Origin of the sequence: Streptomyces sp. NPDC102259 (genome assembly GCF_044766465.1) — a bacterium.
Taxonomy (GTDB): Bacteria; Actinomycetota; Actinomycetes; order Streptomycetales; family Streptomycetaceae; genus Streptomyces.
This window is the reverse complement of the sequence record NZ_JBIWMA010000007.1, coordinates 116,231-129,731: the sequence shown is the minus strand read 5'-3', so window position 1 is coordinate 129,731 and position 13,501 is coordinate 116,231. Positions and strand designations below refer to the sequence as shown.

12 protein-coding genes are annotated in these 13,501 nt (G+C 71.2%); 5 read left to right on the top strand and 7 right to left on the bottom strand.

The window, feature by feature from the left end:
- Window positions 1–166: 166 nt before the first annotated feature.
- The 5 genes from purU to ACIRPU_RS18750 form a co-directional block, all read right to left on the bottom strand.
- The gene (purU, locus tag ACIRPU_RS18770; protein ID WP_403868256.1) at window positions 167–1,072 is read right to left on the bottom strand and encodes a formyltetrahydrofolate deformylase; all 906 of its coding nucleotides are present in this window, start codon (window positions 1,070–1,072) and stop codon (window positions 167–169) included.
- A complete protein-coding gene (locus ACIRPU_RS18765) occupies window positions 1,069–1,941 on the bottom strand; it encodes a methylenetetrahydrofolate reductase (protein WP_403868253.1) in 873 nt (290 codons plus the stop codon). Before ACIRPU_RS18765 ends, purU begins: the two co-directional genes overlap by 4 nt.
- A 140-nt stretch (window positions 1,942–2,081) precedes the next feature.
- Complete coding sequence (locus ACIRPU_RS18760) at window positions 2,082–3,425, bottom strand: aminomethyl transferase family protein (RefSeq protein WP_403868250.1); 1,344 nt, start codon at window positions 3,423–3,425, stop codon at window positions 2,082–2,084.
- A 177-nt stretch (window positions 3,426–3,602) separates the two neighbouring features.
- Complete coding sequence (gene folP / locus ACIRPU_RS18755) at window positions 3,603–4,499, bottom strand: dihydropteroate synthase (RefSeq protein WP_403868247.1); 897 nt, start codon at window positions 4,497–4,499, stop codon at window positions 3,603–3,605.
- Between the two features lie 431 nt (window positions 4,500–4,930).
- Window positions 4,931–5,644: an SDR family oxidoreductase gene (locus ACIRPU_RS18750; RefSeq protein WP_403868244.1), complete on the bottom strand. Its 714-nt coding sequence runs from the start codon at window positions 5,642–5,644 to the stop codon at window positions 4,931–4,933.
- Window positions 5,645–5,755: 111 nt separating this feature from the next.
- Here ACIRPU_RS18750 and ACIRPU_RS18745 point away from each other — a divergent pair, with 111 nt between their 5' ends.
- The 3 genes from ACIRPU_RS18745 (at window position 5,756) to ACIRPU_RS18735 (ending at window position 7,807) form a co-directional block, all read left to right on the top strand.
- Entirely contained in the window at window positions 5,756–6,583 is an 828-nt protein-coding gene (locus tag ACIRPU_RS18745) for a helix-turn-helix domain-containing protein (RefSeq protein WP_403868242.1), read from the top strand.
- Window positions 6,584–6,992: 409 nt separating this feature from the next.
- The gene (panD, locus tag ACIRPU_RS18740; protein ID WP_355702229.1) at window positions 6,993–7,412 is read left to right on the top strand and encodes an aspartate 1-decarboxylase; all 420 of its coding nucleotides are present in this window, start codon (window positions 6,993–6,995) and stop codon (window positions 7,410–7,412) included.
- Window positions 7,413–7,459: 47 nt separating this feature from the next.
- Window positions 7,460–7,807, top strand: coding sequence for a GNAT family N-acetyltransferase (locus tag ACIRPU_RS18735; RefSeq protein WP_355702228.1), 348 nt, complete (start codon window positions 7,460–7,462; stop codon window positions 7,805–7,807).
- Window positions 7,808–8,321: 514 nt separating this feature from the next.
- Here the strand turns inward: ACIRPU_RS18735 and gndA are convergent.
- Entirely contained in the window at window positions 8,322–9,761 is a 1,440-nt protein-coding gene (gene gndA, locus ACIRPU_RS18730; protein WP_355702227.1) for an NADP-dependent phosphogluconate dehydrogenase, read from the bottom strand.
- Between the two features lie 198 nt (window positions 9,762–9,959).
- On the opposite strand from gndA, the gene ACIRPU_RS18725 reads away from it, so the two are divergent.
- Window positions 9,960–11,216 carry a transglycosylase family protein gene (locus tag ACIRPU_RS18725; protein WP_403868238.1) on the top strand — a complete coding sequence of 419 codons (1,257 nt, stop codon included), beginning with the start codon at window positions 9,960–9,962 and terminating at the stop codon, window positions 11,214–11,216.
- Here ACIRPU_RS18725 and ACIRPU_RS18720 read toward each other — a convergent pair.
- Window positions 11,206–12,474 carry a DMT family transporter gene (locus ACIRPU_RS18720; protein ID WP_403868235.1) on the bottom strand — a complete coding sequence of 423 codons (1,269 nt, stop codon included), beginning with the start codon at window positions 12,472–12,474 and terminating at the stop codon, window positions 11,206–11,208. The genes ACIRPU_RS18725 and ACIRPU_RS18720 overlap by 11 nt on opposite strands.
- 227 nt (window positions 12,475–12,701) lie before the next feature.
- On the opposite strand from ACIRPU_RS18720, the gene ACIRPU_RS18715 reads away from it, so the two are divergent.
- On the top strand, window positions 12,702–13,463 hold the full coding sequence (locus tag ACIRPU_RS18715; protein WP_403868232.1) for a (2Fe-2S)-binding protein: 762 nt from the start codon (window positions 12,702–12,704) through the stop codon (window positions 13,461–13,463).
- The last annotated feature ends 38 nt before the right edge of the window (window positions 13,464–13,501 follow it).

Sequence of the window (13,501 nt, the reverse complement as noted above, 5' to 3'; positions counted from 1 at the left end):
GTGCCTTGGGGGTGCTCCCGTCCTCTCTCTTTTTTTTGGCGCCCCCCCCCCCCGCGGGGGGGGGGGGGGCGCCCCCCCGCCCGCCCCCCCCGCCCCCCCCCCCCCCCCACGACAGGGCCTGTCCCTCTGCACCGGGCGGTTGTGCGTGCCGGAGGTCAGTCCTCCGTCAGGCAAAGACGATGGTGTGGTTGCCGTCGCGCATGACCCGGTCCTCGGCGTGCCACAGCACGGCGCGGGAGAGCACCGCGCGTTCCACGTCGGCGCCGCGGCGGGTGAGGTCGGCGGCCGAGTGGGCGTGGGTGACGCGGACGACGTCCTGCTCGATGATCGGGCCCTCGTCGAGGTCCCGGGTGACGTAGTGGGCGGTCGCTCCCACCAGTTTCACTCCCCTCTCCTTGGCCTTGGCATACGGTCCGGCGCCGATGAAGGCGGGCAGGAAGGAGTGGTGGATGTTGATGATCGGGATGCCGACGCTCTCGATGAACTCTCCGGAGAGGATCTGCATGTAGCGGGCCAGGACGACGAAGTCGACGTTGCCCTTGAGCAGCCGGAGGTGTTCCGCCTCGGCGGCGGACTTGTCCGCGCCCTGGCAGGGCACATGGAAGAAGGGAATCCCGAAGCCGCGGACCTCCTCGGCCACGTCGGGGTGGTTGGAGATCACCATGGCGACGGTGACGGGCAGTTGCCCCTGACGGTGGCGCCAGAGCAGGTCGAGCAGGCAGTGGTCGGACTTCGAGGCGAAGATCGCGACCCGTTTGGGCACCGACAGATCGCGCAGGGTGTAGCTCAGCCCGAACGCGTCCACCAGGTGCGCGTCGAGGTCGGCCCGCAGCGCGGGCAACTCGGCCTGGAGACCGTCGAGTCCGAAGACCGTGCGCTGGAAGAAGGCACCGCCGTGCGGATTGTCGGAGTACTGGTCGAGGGAGACGATGTTCGCGCCGTGGCGGCTGAGGACGGACGTCACGGCGGCGACGATGCCCGTGGCGTCGGCGCCCTGCAGGATGAGCGAAGCCTGCTGGGCGGGCTGCTTGCTCGTGGCGGTACGGGCCGGGGCGTCTTGGGTGAGGGTCATGCCGGGCTTTCCTTCCGGAAGCGGGCGGCCCAGTCGGAGGTGGCCTTGAGTCCGCCGAACGTATAGAAGTGGATCTTCAAGTCGCCGTGGCGGCCGGGGTCGTGGGCCGCGGCGAGGTCACGCAGGAAGCGATCGGGTCCTGCCGTGCCCATGAGGTTGCTCAGGGAGAACCCGTATTTCGTGACGACCGAGGCGCTGGTTCCGACCCCGAAGCGGGCGGCGTACGACATGAGCCGGCGCACTCCGGCGGGCCCGGGCACTCCGATCCGGACGGGGAGTTCGACACCCCGGCCACGGACCTGTTCCACCCAGGCGAGCACCGGGTCGACGTCGAACCCGAACTGCGTGATGATGCCGCCCTCCAGGGGCTGGGCGGCGAGCGAGGCGTGCTTGTCCCGCAGTGCGGACCAGAGCACGCCGTCGTGGATCGAGGGATGCCCTTCCGGATATCCGCTGACGCTCACATGGCGAACGCCGTACTCCTGGAGCAGGCCTGTCTCGATCAGGGACAGCGAATCGGCGTAAGGGCCCTCGGGATCCGCCGGATCCCCGCCGACGACGAACACGTTGTCGCAGGTGCCGTCGTCGCGCAGGCCGGCCAGGAACTGCTCGAACTCGGCACGCGACCCCAGGCGGCGGGCCGATATGTGCGGCACCGGAACGAACCCGAGCCGCTTCACGGCCCGGGCCGCCGCCAACCGCATCTGCAGGTTCTCGTTGCCGAGGAAGGTGACATTGATCCGGGTGCCCTGCGGAATGCTGTCGCGGGCCTCTTCCAGCTTGGGGACGTCCTTCCCCGTCATCTCCAGGGAGAAGTCCTCAAGCAGCGAGGTAATGACCGCTGTGCGCACTGTGCTTGCGGGATTCATCGTCTTTCGTCTCGCTCTCTCGTCTGCGGGGGCCGGGTTCGTTGGCACGCCCGCGGCACCGCCGAGGCGGCCCGGTCGACATGTCGTCGTGTGAGGAGCAGGCCGGGCCGGCAGGCACGGTGCCGCGCAGTCGGCTGAGGTCAGCGGTCGCGGCGGTAGAGGGTGCGCGCGTGCTGGTTGAACGGGGAGGGCTGGACGGTGGCACGGATGCGGGGGAAGCCGAGGTCGGCCTCGGGGTCGGTGCCGGAACCGGGGTGCTCCCCCCAGACCACTGTCACCTCGGTGCCCGGTGTGGCGTGTTCGGGGTCGATCAGGGTCTGCGCCAGCACCGCCCCCACCGGGTCGATCGACGCGCTCTGCATGGTCACGCCGACCAGACCGGTGGCGTTCTCCACCCGGTGCCGGGCGTAGGAGAGGACGAAACCGGGGTCCTCGCCCTGTCCGATGACGCCACGGACGTCGTCCGGGTCGAGGACGAGGGTCACCTTGGTGCGCAGCGGCTCGTCCTTGGCCTTCACCAGGGCGTCCCGGCCCACGAAGTCGTGCCCGAAGTGGATCACCTTGCCGTAGCCCAGCTCGTACGGGGAGACGTAGTAGTCCTCGATGTCCTCGGAGAAGTAACTGCCGTTCAGCGGACGCTTGCCCTCGATGCCGAACAGGGGAAGGTACCTGCGGTATTCCACCAGGTCCGGGTCGGTGTAGATGCCGGGGACGGGCGAGGGGACCCAGCCGCTCTCCACACTGGGCGTGGCGTACGCGAGGGCGCCGACCTGGATCAGGCCGAGCGGTTCGCCCGCCTTGAGGAACGTCTCGTGCACATACGCGGCGTGCTCCCACGGGCCGATGAACTCGAAGCCGGCCTGGCCGGCCATGCCGTGACGCAGGGCGCGAACGGCGCGGCCGTCGAGGGAGACCGCGGCGGAGTGGAAGAACTTCGTCTCCGGCAGTGGCCCGCCGAAGGCCCGCTCGACGAGTTCCGTCGCCAGCGGTCCCTGGATCTGGTACCGGAACAGCTTCGGATCGCCGCCACCCGGACGGAAGGCGGAGGACGGGTCGGTGACGAAGCCGACGTCGTAGCCGCCCTTCTCGGCGTGGTACTGCACCCAGTGCTGCGCAGCCGGGATCCCGCTGAGCAGGTACTTGTTCTCGCCCTCCCGAGCGAGGATCCCGTCGGTGACGATGTGGCCGTCGCGGGTGACCGGCACGTACTGCTTGGCCTGTCCGATCGCGAACTTCTCGAAGTTGTTGACCCCGTGCTCGGCGAGCACCTTCGTGGCGTCCGGACCCTCGATCCACATGTCGTACATGTGGTGCGAGAGGTTGAGGAGAGCCACACCCTCGTGCCAGGCGGCCTGCTCCTGACGCCAGCCGGAGTACTCGCGCTCGACGACTTCGGGGGTCCACGGTTCGGCGCCCGGCTGCCACAACAGCTTGATCGGCGAACCGGCCTTGTCGATCGCGTCCTGGAGGGTGGGGATTGCCATGGTGACTCCTTGCTCGTAGCGACTCTCAGCGGTCTGACTCATGAAAGCTAAATCGATCTAGTACGACGCCGAAAGACCCCTTGCCCGGCTCGGCACGTTCGGGAGATCACGTCACTAAAACGATCTAGCGGCTAGCGGAGTGGCCTCGCTCAAGGCGAGTGTCAGTGGGCAGGTTTCTTACGGTTCCCGGTCGAGGTGTGCGCGGTAGGCGGCAGCCATGCGCACCGCGTCGAGGGCTGCGCGGACGTCATGGACGCGCACGCAGAACGCGCCCCCGACAGCGGCGAGCGCGGAGACCGTCGCCGAGGCCACGTCCCGCCCCGCGGGCGGCACCTCACCGGCGCCCCCGGCCGCGAGGGCCGCGCCGATGAAGCGCTTCCTCGACGCGCCGACGAGCAGTGGATACCCCAGTTGCCGGAGAGATCCCAGGCGGGCCAGCAGGGCCCAGTCGTGCTCGGGCCGTTTGGCGAACCCGATTCCCGGATCAAGCACGACGCGGGCCAGATCGAGGCCCCCGTCCGCCAACTTCCTGACGCGTAGGCCGAGTTCGGCGATGACATCGGGGACGACATCGCCGTATTCGGCATGCCGGTCCATCTCGCGGCTCGGCGCACGCCAGTGCATGGCGATGTACGGAACACCGGCCGCGGCGACAGTCGATGCCATGGCCGGGTCGGCCAGGCCGCCGCTCACGTCGTTGACCAGCCGAGCACCCGCCTCGACGGCGGCCCGGGCCACGGGTGCGTGCATGGTGTCGATGCTCGTGCACACGCCGGCCCGGGCAAGTGCGCGCACCACTGGGACGGTCCGGGCGAGTTCCTCCTCCAGACCCACCGGGTACGCCCCCGGCCTGGTGGACTCGCCGCCCACATCCACGATGTCCGCGCCCTGAGCGGCGAGCGCCAGCCCCCGGTCGAGGGCGCGTCCGGTGTCCGCGTAGAGGCCCCCGTCGGAGAACGAGTCGGGGGTGATGTTGAGGATCCCCATGACCAGGCATCGGCCGGGCCGGGGCGGCCCTTCCAGTTCGGTATGCGTGCCCGGCCGCCTGACGGCGACGTCTCGCACGGTTGGCATCGGTGACAACCTCCTTGATCCCGCGGGTCCCGCCGCGAGAAAGGAATGCTAAATCGATTAGGCCGTCAGGTTACAGGGAGAAGCTTAATCGTTCTAGTCCGTTCCGGGTGACCGTCTTAGAGATCGCCGGGCCCACTTCGACGGGTTCGAGTCGATCGCGATCCCACGCTTGGGCGAGCCCGCCGACAGGCGGGGGGTCCCGCAGGGGCGACCGGGTCAATCAGAGCTGGGTGACGTCGGTTCGGCGGTGGTCCGGCTTGAAGGGCAGCGTGGTGACCGTCGCCCGGATCTCGCGCTGCGGCGTTCCGGGGCGACCTCACAGCACGGTGACTTCCGTGCCGGGTGCCGGGTGCCGCGTGGGCGTGTTCGAGGTGGTTGGGTCACTTGAGGAGCTGGTGAGCTGCGCGGGTGCCGGGTGTTCGGGTACTGGATCACGTTAGGCGGTGTCCACCATCGACGTGCAGCACGGTTCCGGTGATGAATCCGTTGTGCATCACCGACAAGAATGCCTGGGCGATGTCGTCGGGCGTGCCGACACGTCGGGCCGGGAGGCGCTCGGCCAGCTCGGCGAAAGCCGCCTGTTTGTCCATGGCGAGTTGGTCCCAGATAGGGGTGTCCACCCAGCCGGGGGAGATCACGTTCACTCGCACGGGCGCCAGTTCGATCGCCAGCCCGTACGTCAGCGACGCGAGCGCGCCGTTGGCCGCGGCCATGATCGTGTTCGACCCGTTCGGCCGGTACGCGTTGATGCCCGAGGTGTATGTGATCGAGCCAGTGACCCGCCCTGCCGCGTGTTTGCCGACCAGCCAGGCACCGAGCAGTTTGGTATCCACGATGGCCCGTGCGGTCGCGGTGGCGACGTCCTGGGTTCGGCCGTACACGCCGGTCGCGTCCGCCGCGGTGACCGCCACGTGATCCACTCGCTCCACCTGGGCGAACAGTTCGGCCACGTCCTCCTCCCGCCCTATGTCGGCCGCGATCGTGCTGATCTTCCCCTGCGCGGGGCGCTCCAGTTCGGCCCGGGCCGTCGCGAGCCGGTCCGCGGATCGGCCGACGATCGTTACATCCATGCCCTCGGCGAGCAGAGTCCGGGCCAGGGCAAGCCCCATGCCGGAGCCGCCACCGATGATCATCGCGTCAGTCATGATTCGAGGCTGCGCTGACGGACCGGTTCCGGGAAGGCCGTGTGGTTCCTGGGTGTGCCACGGCCACCCAGGAGCTGATCGACTGGTGGCAGACTCGAAGCCGTGAATGCGATGGCCGAGTTCCTTCGGATCCGGCGCGGGCGGATCGGCCCGGCCGACGTCGGGCTGCCCACCGGGCCAGGCGCCCGGCGCACACCCGGGCTGCGCCGCGAGGAGCTCGCCGCGCTGGCCGGCGTGAGCGTGGACTACTACACCCGGATCGAGCAGGGGCGGGAGACCGCGCCCAGCGAGGCGGTACTGGGCGCGTTGGCCCGGGCCCTGCGGCTCACTGCCGACGAGCACGCCCACCTGCTCGGCCTCGCCGACCAGGTCGCCGGGCGGACACCGCGCCGCCGGCCCGTCGACCCGCGACCGGCCGGCCCTGGCCTGCGGCTGCTGCTGGAGTCGGTCCGGCCCAGCCCGGCGTACGTACTCGACGAGGTCAACGACGTACTGGCCGCCAACCCGGAGGGCCTTGCGCTGCTGCCCGGGCTCAGCGACTGGCCGCCCGGCCGGCGCAACACGATCCGGTACACGTTCCTGCACCCGGCCGCGCGGACCCTTTTCACCGACTGGGACCGGGTGGCCCGCAACAGCGTCGCGCACCTGCACACCGCCGAACTGACCGCCCCGGAGCAGACCGCCGCGCTGATCGCCGAACTGTCGGCGGTCAGCAGCGAGTTCGCCGCTCTGTGGCGCCGGCACGAGGTATGGGTCAAGCGCGCCGGCGAGACCGCGTTCCGGCACCCCGTGATCGGCCCGATCACCCTCGCCAATGAGGTGCTCAGGTCCGCTGGCGACAGCCAGCGCATGCTGATCTACCAGGCCCCGCCCGGGACGGCCGAGCACGATGCTCTGGTCCTGCTGGCAATGACCACGGAGGACGTGGGAACCCCGTGAAGTCGAAGTCGTGGACGTGATCTGACGGGCAGCATCCGCCGACACCCGGCTGACTGGCCGTGTGGTACCGCAGATACGAAAAGACCGGCGGCCAAGTGCGGTATGTCCGCAGCACTCAGACGGTGCTCTGCATGGACATCAGGACATGCGGGCGGCGGTAGTGGCGAAGCTCACGGAGGTCGGAGCCGGTCGCTGCGTAGGCTGGTCGCCGTCGTCATGGCGTCGGGTCCGGGGCGGTGCGGGAGGTCCTCGGTGCGGTGACGGTGCGTCAGGAAAGTCGGCGATGGGTCAGCATCAGTCCTGAGAAACCCTGCGAATGCTGCCCGGGCACGCGACTGGTCATAATGTAAGGAAACAGCCCTTGACCTGCAATAATGCAGGCAGGGAGCCTAGGTCCAGGAGTATCTCGATGCTGCGCACCATGTTCAAGTCCAAGATCCACCGTGCCACCGTCACCCAGGCCGACCTGCACTACGTGGGATCGGTGACCATCGACGCCGAGCTGCTGGACGCTGCCGACCTGTTGCCGGGGGAGCTCGTCCACATCGTCGACATCACCAACGGGGCGCGGCTCGAGACGTATGTCATCGAGGGCGAGCGCGGATCGGGTGTCGTCGGCATCAACGGGGCCGCCGCCCATCTCGTGCACCCCGGCGATCTGGTGATCATCATCAGTTACGCTCAGGTGACCGACGCCGAGGCGCGGGCCCTGGAGCCGCGGGTCGTGCACGTGGACCGTGACAACCGGATCGTGGCCCTCGGAGCGGACCCCTCGGAGCCGGTACCGGGCTCCGACCAGGAGCGCAGCCCGCAGGCGGTGTCGGTCTGACCGCAGCAGTCAGCGCACGCAGCGCACGCATCGCACCGGGAGTGCCCATGAGCGACATCGAGATCCGCGACGACCGGGCGGCGGGCCGCCTCGAGGCCCTCGGCGACGGCGGTGAAGTCGTGGGGCACATCGAGTACTTCGTCCTGGAGTCGCCCGCGCCGGCCCTGGTACCGGTGCACACCCTCGTCGAGCCGGCCCACGAGGGCAAGGGCATCGCCGGGTCGCTGGCGCGGGAGCTGTACGCCGCATCGAGGCGCGAGGGCATCCCCGTGGCGCCGCTGTGCCCGTACGTCGTGAAGTGGGCCGAACGGCACCCCGAGGAGGCTCCGGCGGCCGACCCCGAGCTGCTGCGCGCCGCCAAGGACTGGCTGCGCGCGCACCCCGGCCGTTTCTGACCGACGCGCCCGCGCCGGGCTCATGGGCGGGGATCGGCCGGTCGAGTCCACCCGGGTGAGTGGCAGAGGCCGCCCCGGGTACGCGGGGGATGAGTCCAGAGCCAAGCCTCACATCCGGCCGGAGGACACCATGACCAACCCGTACGCCGACCCCGTCCACCCCGATCGCGTCCAGCCGGATCCCGTGCAGCCCGATCCCGTCCAGCCGGATCCGGTCGGGCCCGGACCGACGCCCGGCCCGGACCCGGGCCCCCCGGAGCCGTTCCCGAGCCCGGTGCCCGTTCCCGAGCCGCTGCCGGGCCCGGACCCGACGCCGCCTCCGCGGCCCGGTCCGCCCCCGGGTCCCTCGCCGTCCCCGATCCCGCCGGGGCCGGAACCGGTCCCGAGCCCGGAACCGGGCCCACCCCTCAGCTGACGGGACGAGAGGACGAGAGGACGAGAGGACGACGGACGACGGTGGGCGACGGGAGACCGTCGCCCACCGCGGTGTCCTACGTCCCGCCCTCGACGAGGACTACGCCTCGGTCTCCGACCGGTCGCCGCCCCACAGGGTGTGGAACGCGCCCTCACGGTCCACCCTCCGGTAGGTGTGCGCCCCGAAGAAGTCCCGCTGTCCCTGCGTGAGCGCCGCCGGCAGTCGCTCCGCACGCAACGCGTCGTAGTAGGCGAGCGCCGCCGCGAACCCGGGCGTCGGCACGCCCTGAAGCGTCGCGGACACCAGCACCTCACGCCACGGGTCCTGCGCCGCCGCGATCTCGGACGCGAACGTCTCGTCGGACAGCAGGCTCGGCAGGTCCGCCCGGTTGTCGTACGCGGCGCGGATCCGGTCCAGGAAGGCCGCGCGGATGATGCAGCCTCCGCGCCAGATCGAGGAGACGGCGCCGAGATCGATGTCCCAGCCGTACTCCTCGCTGCCCGCGGCGATCTCGTGGAAGCCCTGCGTGTACGACACGATCTTCGAGGCGTACAGCGCCTGCTCCACCCGGTCGGCGAAGGCCTGCGCCTCCGCCTTGCCCAGCGCGGACGCCTTCGGTCCTGCCAGGCCGCGCGAGGCCTCGCGCAGCGCCGCGTGGCCCGACAGCGACCGCGCGAAGACGGCCTCCGCGATGCCCGAGACCGGAACGCCCAGGTCGAGGGCGATCTGGACGGTCCAGCGGCCGGTGCCCTTCTGCTCCGCCTGGTCGACCACCACGTCCACGAAGGGCCGGCCCGTCGCCGCGTCCACGTGGGACAGCACCTCGGCGGTGATCTCGATCAGGTAGGAGTCGAGGCGGCCGGTGTTCCAGGTGCGGAAGATGTCCGCGATCTGCGCGGGCTCGTACCCGGCGACATCGCGCAGCAACTGGTAGGCCTCGCCGATCAGTTGCATGTCGGCGTACTCGATGCCGTTGTGCACCATCTTCACGAAGTGGCCGGCGCCGTCCGGGCCGATGTGCGTGACGCAGGGCGCCCCGTCCGCCGCCTTCGCCGAGATCTTCTCCAGCATCGGGCCCAGCGACTCGTACGACTCCGGTGAGCCGCCCGGCATGATGCTCGGGCCGTGCAGCGCGCCCTCCTCGCCGCCGGAGATGCCCGCGCCGACGAAGTGGATGCCCTGCTCGCGCAGTTCGCGCTCGCGGCGGCGGGTGTCGGCGAAGTGCGCGTTGCCGCCGTCGATGATCATGTCGCCCGGTTCGAGCAGCGGGGCGAACTCCCGGATCACGGCGTCGGTCGGCTCGCCGGCCTTCACCATGATCACCAGGCGGCGGGGCCGCTCCAGCGCCGCCACGAACTCCTTGGCGGTCTCGGCGGCGACGAACTCGCCCTCGTGGCCGAACTCCTCGACCAGGGCGTGGGTCCGGGCCGCCGTGCGGTTGTGCAGCGCGACCGTGTAGCCGTTGCGTGCGAAGTTGCGGGCGAGATTGCGGCCCATGACCGCGAGTCCCGTGACGCCGATCTGAGCTGAAGTGCTCATACGGTTGGCTCCTCCAGGGGTGTGCCCGTGCATTCGGTCAGTGTCGTTCCGGGACCATCTTGACGGGTTCCGCGGCCGGATTCCCGCCCGGGGCGTCCGGCGTCCGCCCGCGCGTCGGAGCGGCCGGTTGTCGCCTTGTCATGGCCTGGTCGCCGCCCTTACTTTTGCCCCTCCTGACGCATGTCGAGGGGGATCTCCATGGCCGTACGCGGTCGGCACCGCCGGTATCAGCCGAACAGGATCAACCGGGCCTCACTCACCGTCACGGCGGGTGGCGCCGGGATGGCGCTGCCGCTGATCGGCACCGGCGCAGCTCAGGCGGCCGACGTGGACACCTGGAACAAGGTCGCCGCGTGCGAGTCGACCAACGACTGGCACATCAACACCGGCAACGGTTTCTACGGCGGACTCCAGTTCACCCAGTCCACCTGGGAGGCATACGGCGGTCTGCGGTACGCGCCCCGTGCGGATCTGGCCACCCGGGACCAGCAGATCGCCGTGGCCGAGAAGGTGCTGGACGGCCAGGGGCCCGGCGCCTGGCCCGTCTGTTCGGTGCGGGCCGGACTGAGCCGGGGCGGCGACACCCCCGACGTCCACCCCGGCGGCGCCTCGACGAAGTCCGCAGGGCAGTCCGCCAAGTCGTCCGCGCCGTCCGGGTCGTCGGCGTCGTCCACCAAGACGTCGAAGACGTCCCTGGACGACGTACGGCCCCAGAGCACACCCCAGTCCCGCGCGGGCACCACGGAGATGTACACCGTGGTCCACGGCGACACCCTCTCCGGCATCGCGGACACCGAGGAGGTCAAGGGAGGCTGGCGGGGGCTCTACGCCGCGAACCGGACGACCGTCGGCGGCGACCCCGACCTGATCCTGCCGGGCCAGCGGCTCAGCCTGGACGGCCGGGCGGGTGCCGCGACCAAGGCTCCGAGCGGCACCAAGCCCCGGACGGAGAAGCCGAAGACCTCCCCGGGCGCCAAGGAGGGCAAGCCGGCCAAGAGCACCAAGGCCAAGGACAAGGCAAAGGACTCCGACGACAAGGCGACGACCGGCCATTCCCTCGTGTCGCCGGTCAGCGCCTCCACCGGAACGCCGTACCACGCGACGGGTTCGTCCTGGTCGAAGGGCTACCACACCGGCGTCGACTTCCCGGTGCCCACCGGCACGTCCGTGAAGGCGGTCAAGACGGGCGAGGTGGTGAGCGCGGGCTGGGCCGGCTCCTTCGGCTACCAGGTGATCATCCGGCACGCCGACGGCCGCTACTCGCAGTACGCCCACCTGTCGGCGATCTCCGTACGGGACGGGCAGTCGGTGAGCGGCGGCCAGCGCATCGGCCGGTCCGGCTCCACCGGCAACAGCACGGGCCCGCATCTGCACTTCGAGGTGCGGACCGGGCCCGGTTTCGGGACGGACGTCGACCCGGTGGCGTACCTCCGGGCCGGCGGCGTCAAGATTTGACGCGCTCCCGATGCCGGTCCACGACCGGCATCGGGACGTACAGACCTCCGTACAGCGGGGTGTAGAACGACGGAGGCACGTCCCCGCCCGGCGGGTCCTCCTCGTAACGGTCCTCGCCGTCGACGACCGTGGTCGGTGTCAGTACGAGCCGCTCCTGCGACACCTGTGCCGACCGCGCCCGCACCGGTGCCGCTCCGGCGAGCCGCAGGTCCTCCAGTGCCGCTTCCGCCGACCGCACACTCTCCGGCAGCGGCGCGCCCGGCTGCTCGGGGAACCGCATCCCGCCCGTCGCGCTTGCGGTCTCCTCGGCCGTCGGGGCCGGGGCGATGGTCCGGTCCTCGGCCGTACCCGCGTCCGCCCCGGTCTCCGCCCCGCTCTCCGCCCGGGTCCGCGGGGCCGGGACGGCGGCCGCCGCCGGCTGCGGCCGGGCGCCCTGGAGGCGCTCCGTCGTCAGCAGGATGAGTCCGCCCGCCGCCACCACGCCGCAGCCCAGGGCGAGCGCGGTGCCCGTGGTGCCGTAGCGGAAGGTCTCGCCGAACATCGTGATGCCGACCGCGGCCGCCACCACCGGGTTGACCACGGTCAGCGTGGCCAGCGGGGCCTCGAGGCCCGCACCCCGGTAGGAGGCCTGCGACAGCAGCATGCCGGCCGTGGCCAGCACGCCGATCACGGCCAGGGACGGGACGTCGGCCGTCGAGACGCCGCCGGTCCAGTCGACCGCGACGGTCTTGGTGAACACCGACGACATGCCGAACGCTATGCCCGACGCGGTCGCCAGCAGCATGCTGCGGACCGCCGGGTGCCGGTGCGCGGCCCGCCCGGCCACCATCAGGGCCACGACCGCGCCCGCGGTGACCACGGCCACGCTGACCCGCTGCGGGGTGCTCAGCGACTGTGCGTCGGACGCCCCCACCAGGGACAGCAGACCGGCGAGACCGACCGTCGCCATGATCGCGCCCCGCCAGGCCGTCGCCCCGGCCCTGCGGCCGACGAACAGCGCGGCCATGGGCAGCGCGAACACGATGGTCAGCGCGCCGAGCGGCTGAACCAGGCTGAGAGGACCGTAGGCGAGCGCCACCACGTGCAGGAGTCCGCCGAGGCCGTTCAGCGCCACCGCGGCCCACCAGCCCGGACGACGCAGCGGGGCGTACTCCTCGGCGGGCGAGGACAGCGCGACCTGCTCCTGCACGATCGCCCCGGCCGCGTACGCGACAGCGGAGACGAGCGACAGGACCACGGACAACGCGAGGGCGCTCATGAGCTGCTCCTCTGCGTGAGGCGGGGGCGCGGGGCCCGGCGCGGCGAACGGTCGGCTCTCATAACCAACACGATGCCTTGTCGATCTGTTCCCGTCGTCGTACCTAAGCACGCAATAAGTCCTACTACCGATGGAGTACTGAGGGCCCGCTGTCCTCCCTCAGGCGGGTGACGGACCAGGGATCCCCCTGAGCACGACCCCCGACGCCCTTGGTACTACTGCACTTCGTGGACCTCGACCTCGATCTCGCCGCGCTCCGCCCGCTCGGCCCCTTCTTCGCCCTGCGCACACCACCGGGCGGCCCGGGAGGACCGGCCGCGGCGTTGCCGAGCCTCGCCCTGGCCTACCGGGAGACCCCCGGATCCGCGGCACCGGACGTCCCCGCGGATCCGCTGGCCTTCCGTGTCCGCAAGGTGACCCGTGCCCTGCGCGCCTCCGAGGACCGGATCGGGGCCTCGGTGGCGCAGCAGGGACTCGCGGCCCGGCTCTGGTCGGTGACGCTGGGCTGCGCCGTCCTGTACGGAAGCGTCCCCGACCTCGCGCCGGGGCTGCTGCGCTGGGACCCGGACGCGGCCGCCCCGGACGACCTGTGGCTGACCGAGGTGCGGGCCCGGCCCGGGGACGCGGCGACGGTGGCCGCGACGGTCCTCGACGACCACCTCGAGCCCCTCTCCGCCGCGCTGCGCGCCCGCCACCGGGTCGCGCCGGGCCTGCTGCGGGGCAACTCCGGATCGGCGCTGGCCGGAGCCGCCCGCCAGCTGGACCTGTGGGCCCGTGCGCACGGCCGCCCCGACATGGCCGCACGCGCGCGTGCCCTCACCGCCGAACTGTTCGCCCACCCCCTCCTCGCGGCCACCGGGACACTGACCGGCACCGCCTTCCGCCGCCGCAGCTGCTGCCTGTACTACCGGGTGCCCGGCGGGGGCGTCTGCGGCGACTGTTGCTTCACACGACCCCCGCGCTCTTCCCCACGCGCCCCGTCTGGGTGACCATGAAGGGAGCCGGTCGCTGAGAGTGGGGGGTTCCG

What these genes read in the sequence shown, in the direction of transcription:
- purU (WP_403868256.1), bottom strand. Translation starts at nt 1,072, where the DNA reads ATGACCCTCACCCAAGACGCCCCGGCCCGTACCGCCACGAGCAAGCAG.
- ACIRPU_RS18765 (WP_403868253.1), bottom strand. Translation starts at nt 1,941, where the DNA reads ATGAATCCCGCAAGCACAGTGCGCACAGCGGTCATTACCTCGCTGCTT.
- ACIRPU_RS18760 (WP_403868250.1), bottom strand. Translation starts at nt 3,425, where the DNA reads ATGGCAATCCCCACCCTCCAGGACGCGATCGACAAGGCCGGTTCGCCG.
- folP (WP_403868247.1), bottom strand. Translation starts at nt 4,499, where the DNA reads ATGCCAACCGTGCGAGACGTCGCCGTCAGGCGGCCGGGCACGCATACC.
- ACIRPU_RS18750 (WP_403868244.1), bottom strand. Translation starts at nt 5,644, where the DNA reads ATGACTGACGCGATGATCATCGGTGGCGGCTCCGGCATGGGGCTTGCC.
- ACIRPU_RS18745 (WP_403868242.1), top strand. Translation starts at nt 5,756, where the DNA reads ATGGCCGAGTTCCTTCGGATCCGGCGCGGGCGGATCGGCCCGGCCGAC.
- panD (WP_355702229.1), top strand. Translation starts at nt 6,993, where the DNA reads ATGCTGCGCACCATGTTCAAGTCCAAGATCCACCGTGCCACCGTCACC.
- ACIRPU_RS18735 (WP_355702228.1), top strand. Translation starts at nt 7,460, where the DNA reads ATGAGCGACATCGAGATCCGCGACGACCGGGCGGCGGGCCGCCTCGAG.
- gndA (WP_355702227.1), bottom strand. Translation starts at nt 9,761, where the DNA reads ATGAGCACTTCAGCTCAGATCGGCGTCACGGGACTCGCGGTCATGGGC.
- ACIRPU_RS18725 (WP_403868238.1), top strand. Translation starts at nt 9,960, where the DNA reads ATGGCCGTACGCGGTCGGCACCGCCGGTATCAGCCGAACAGGATCAAC.
- ACIRPU_RS18720 (WP_403868235.1), bottom strand. Translation starts at nt 12,474, where the DNA reads ATGAGCGCCCTCGCGTTGTCCGTGGTCCTGTCGCTCGTCTCCGCTGTC.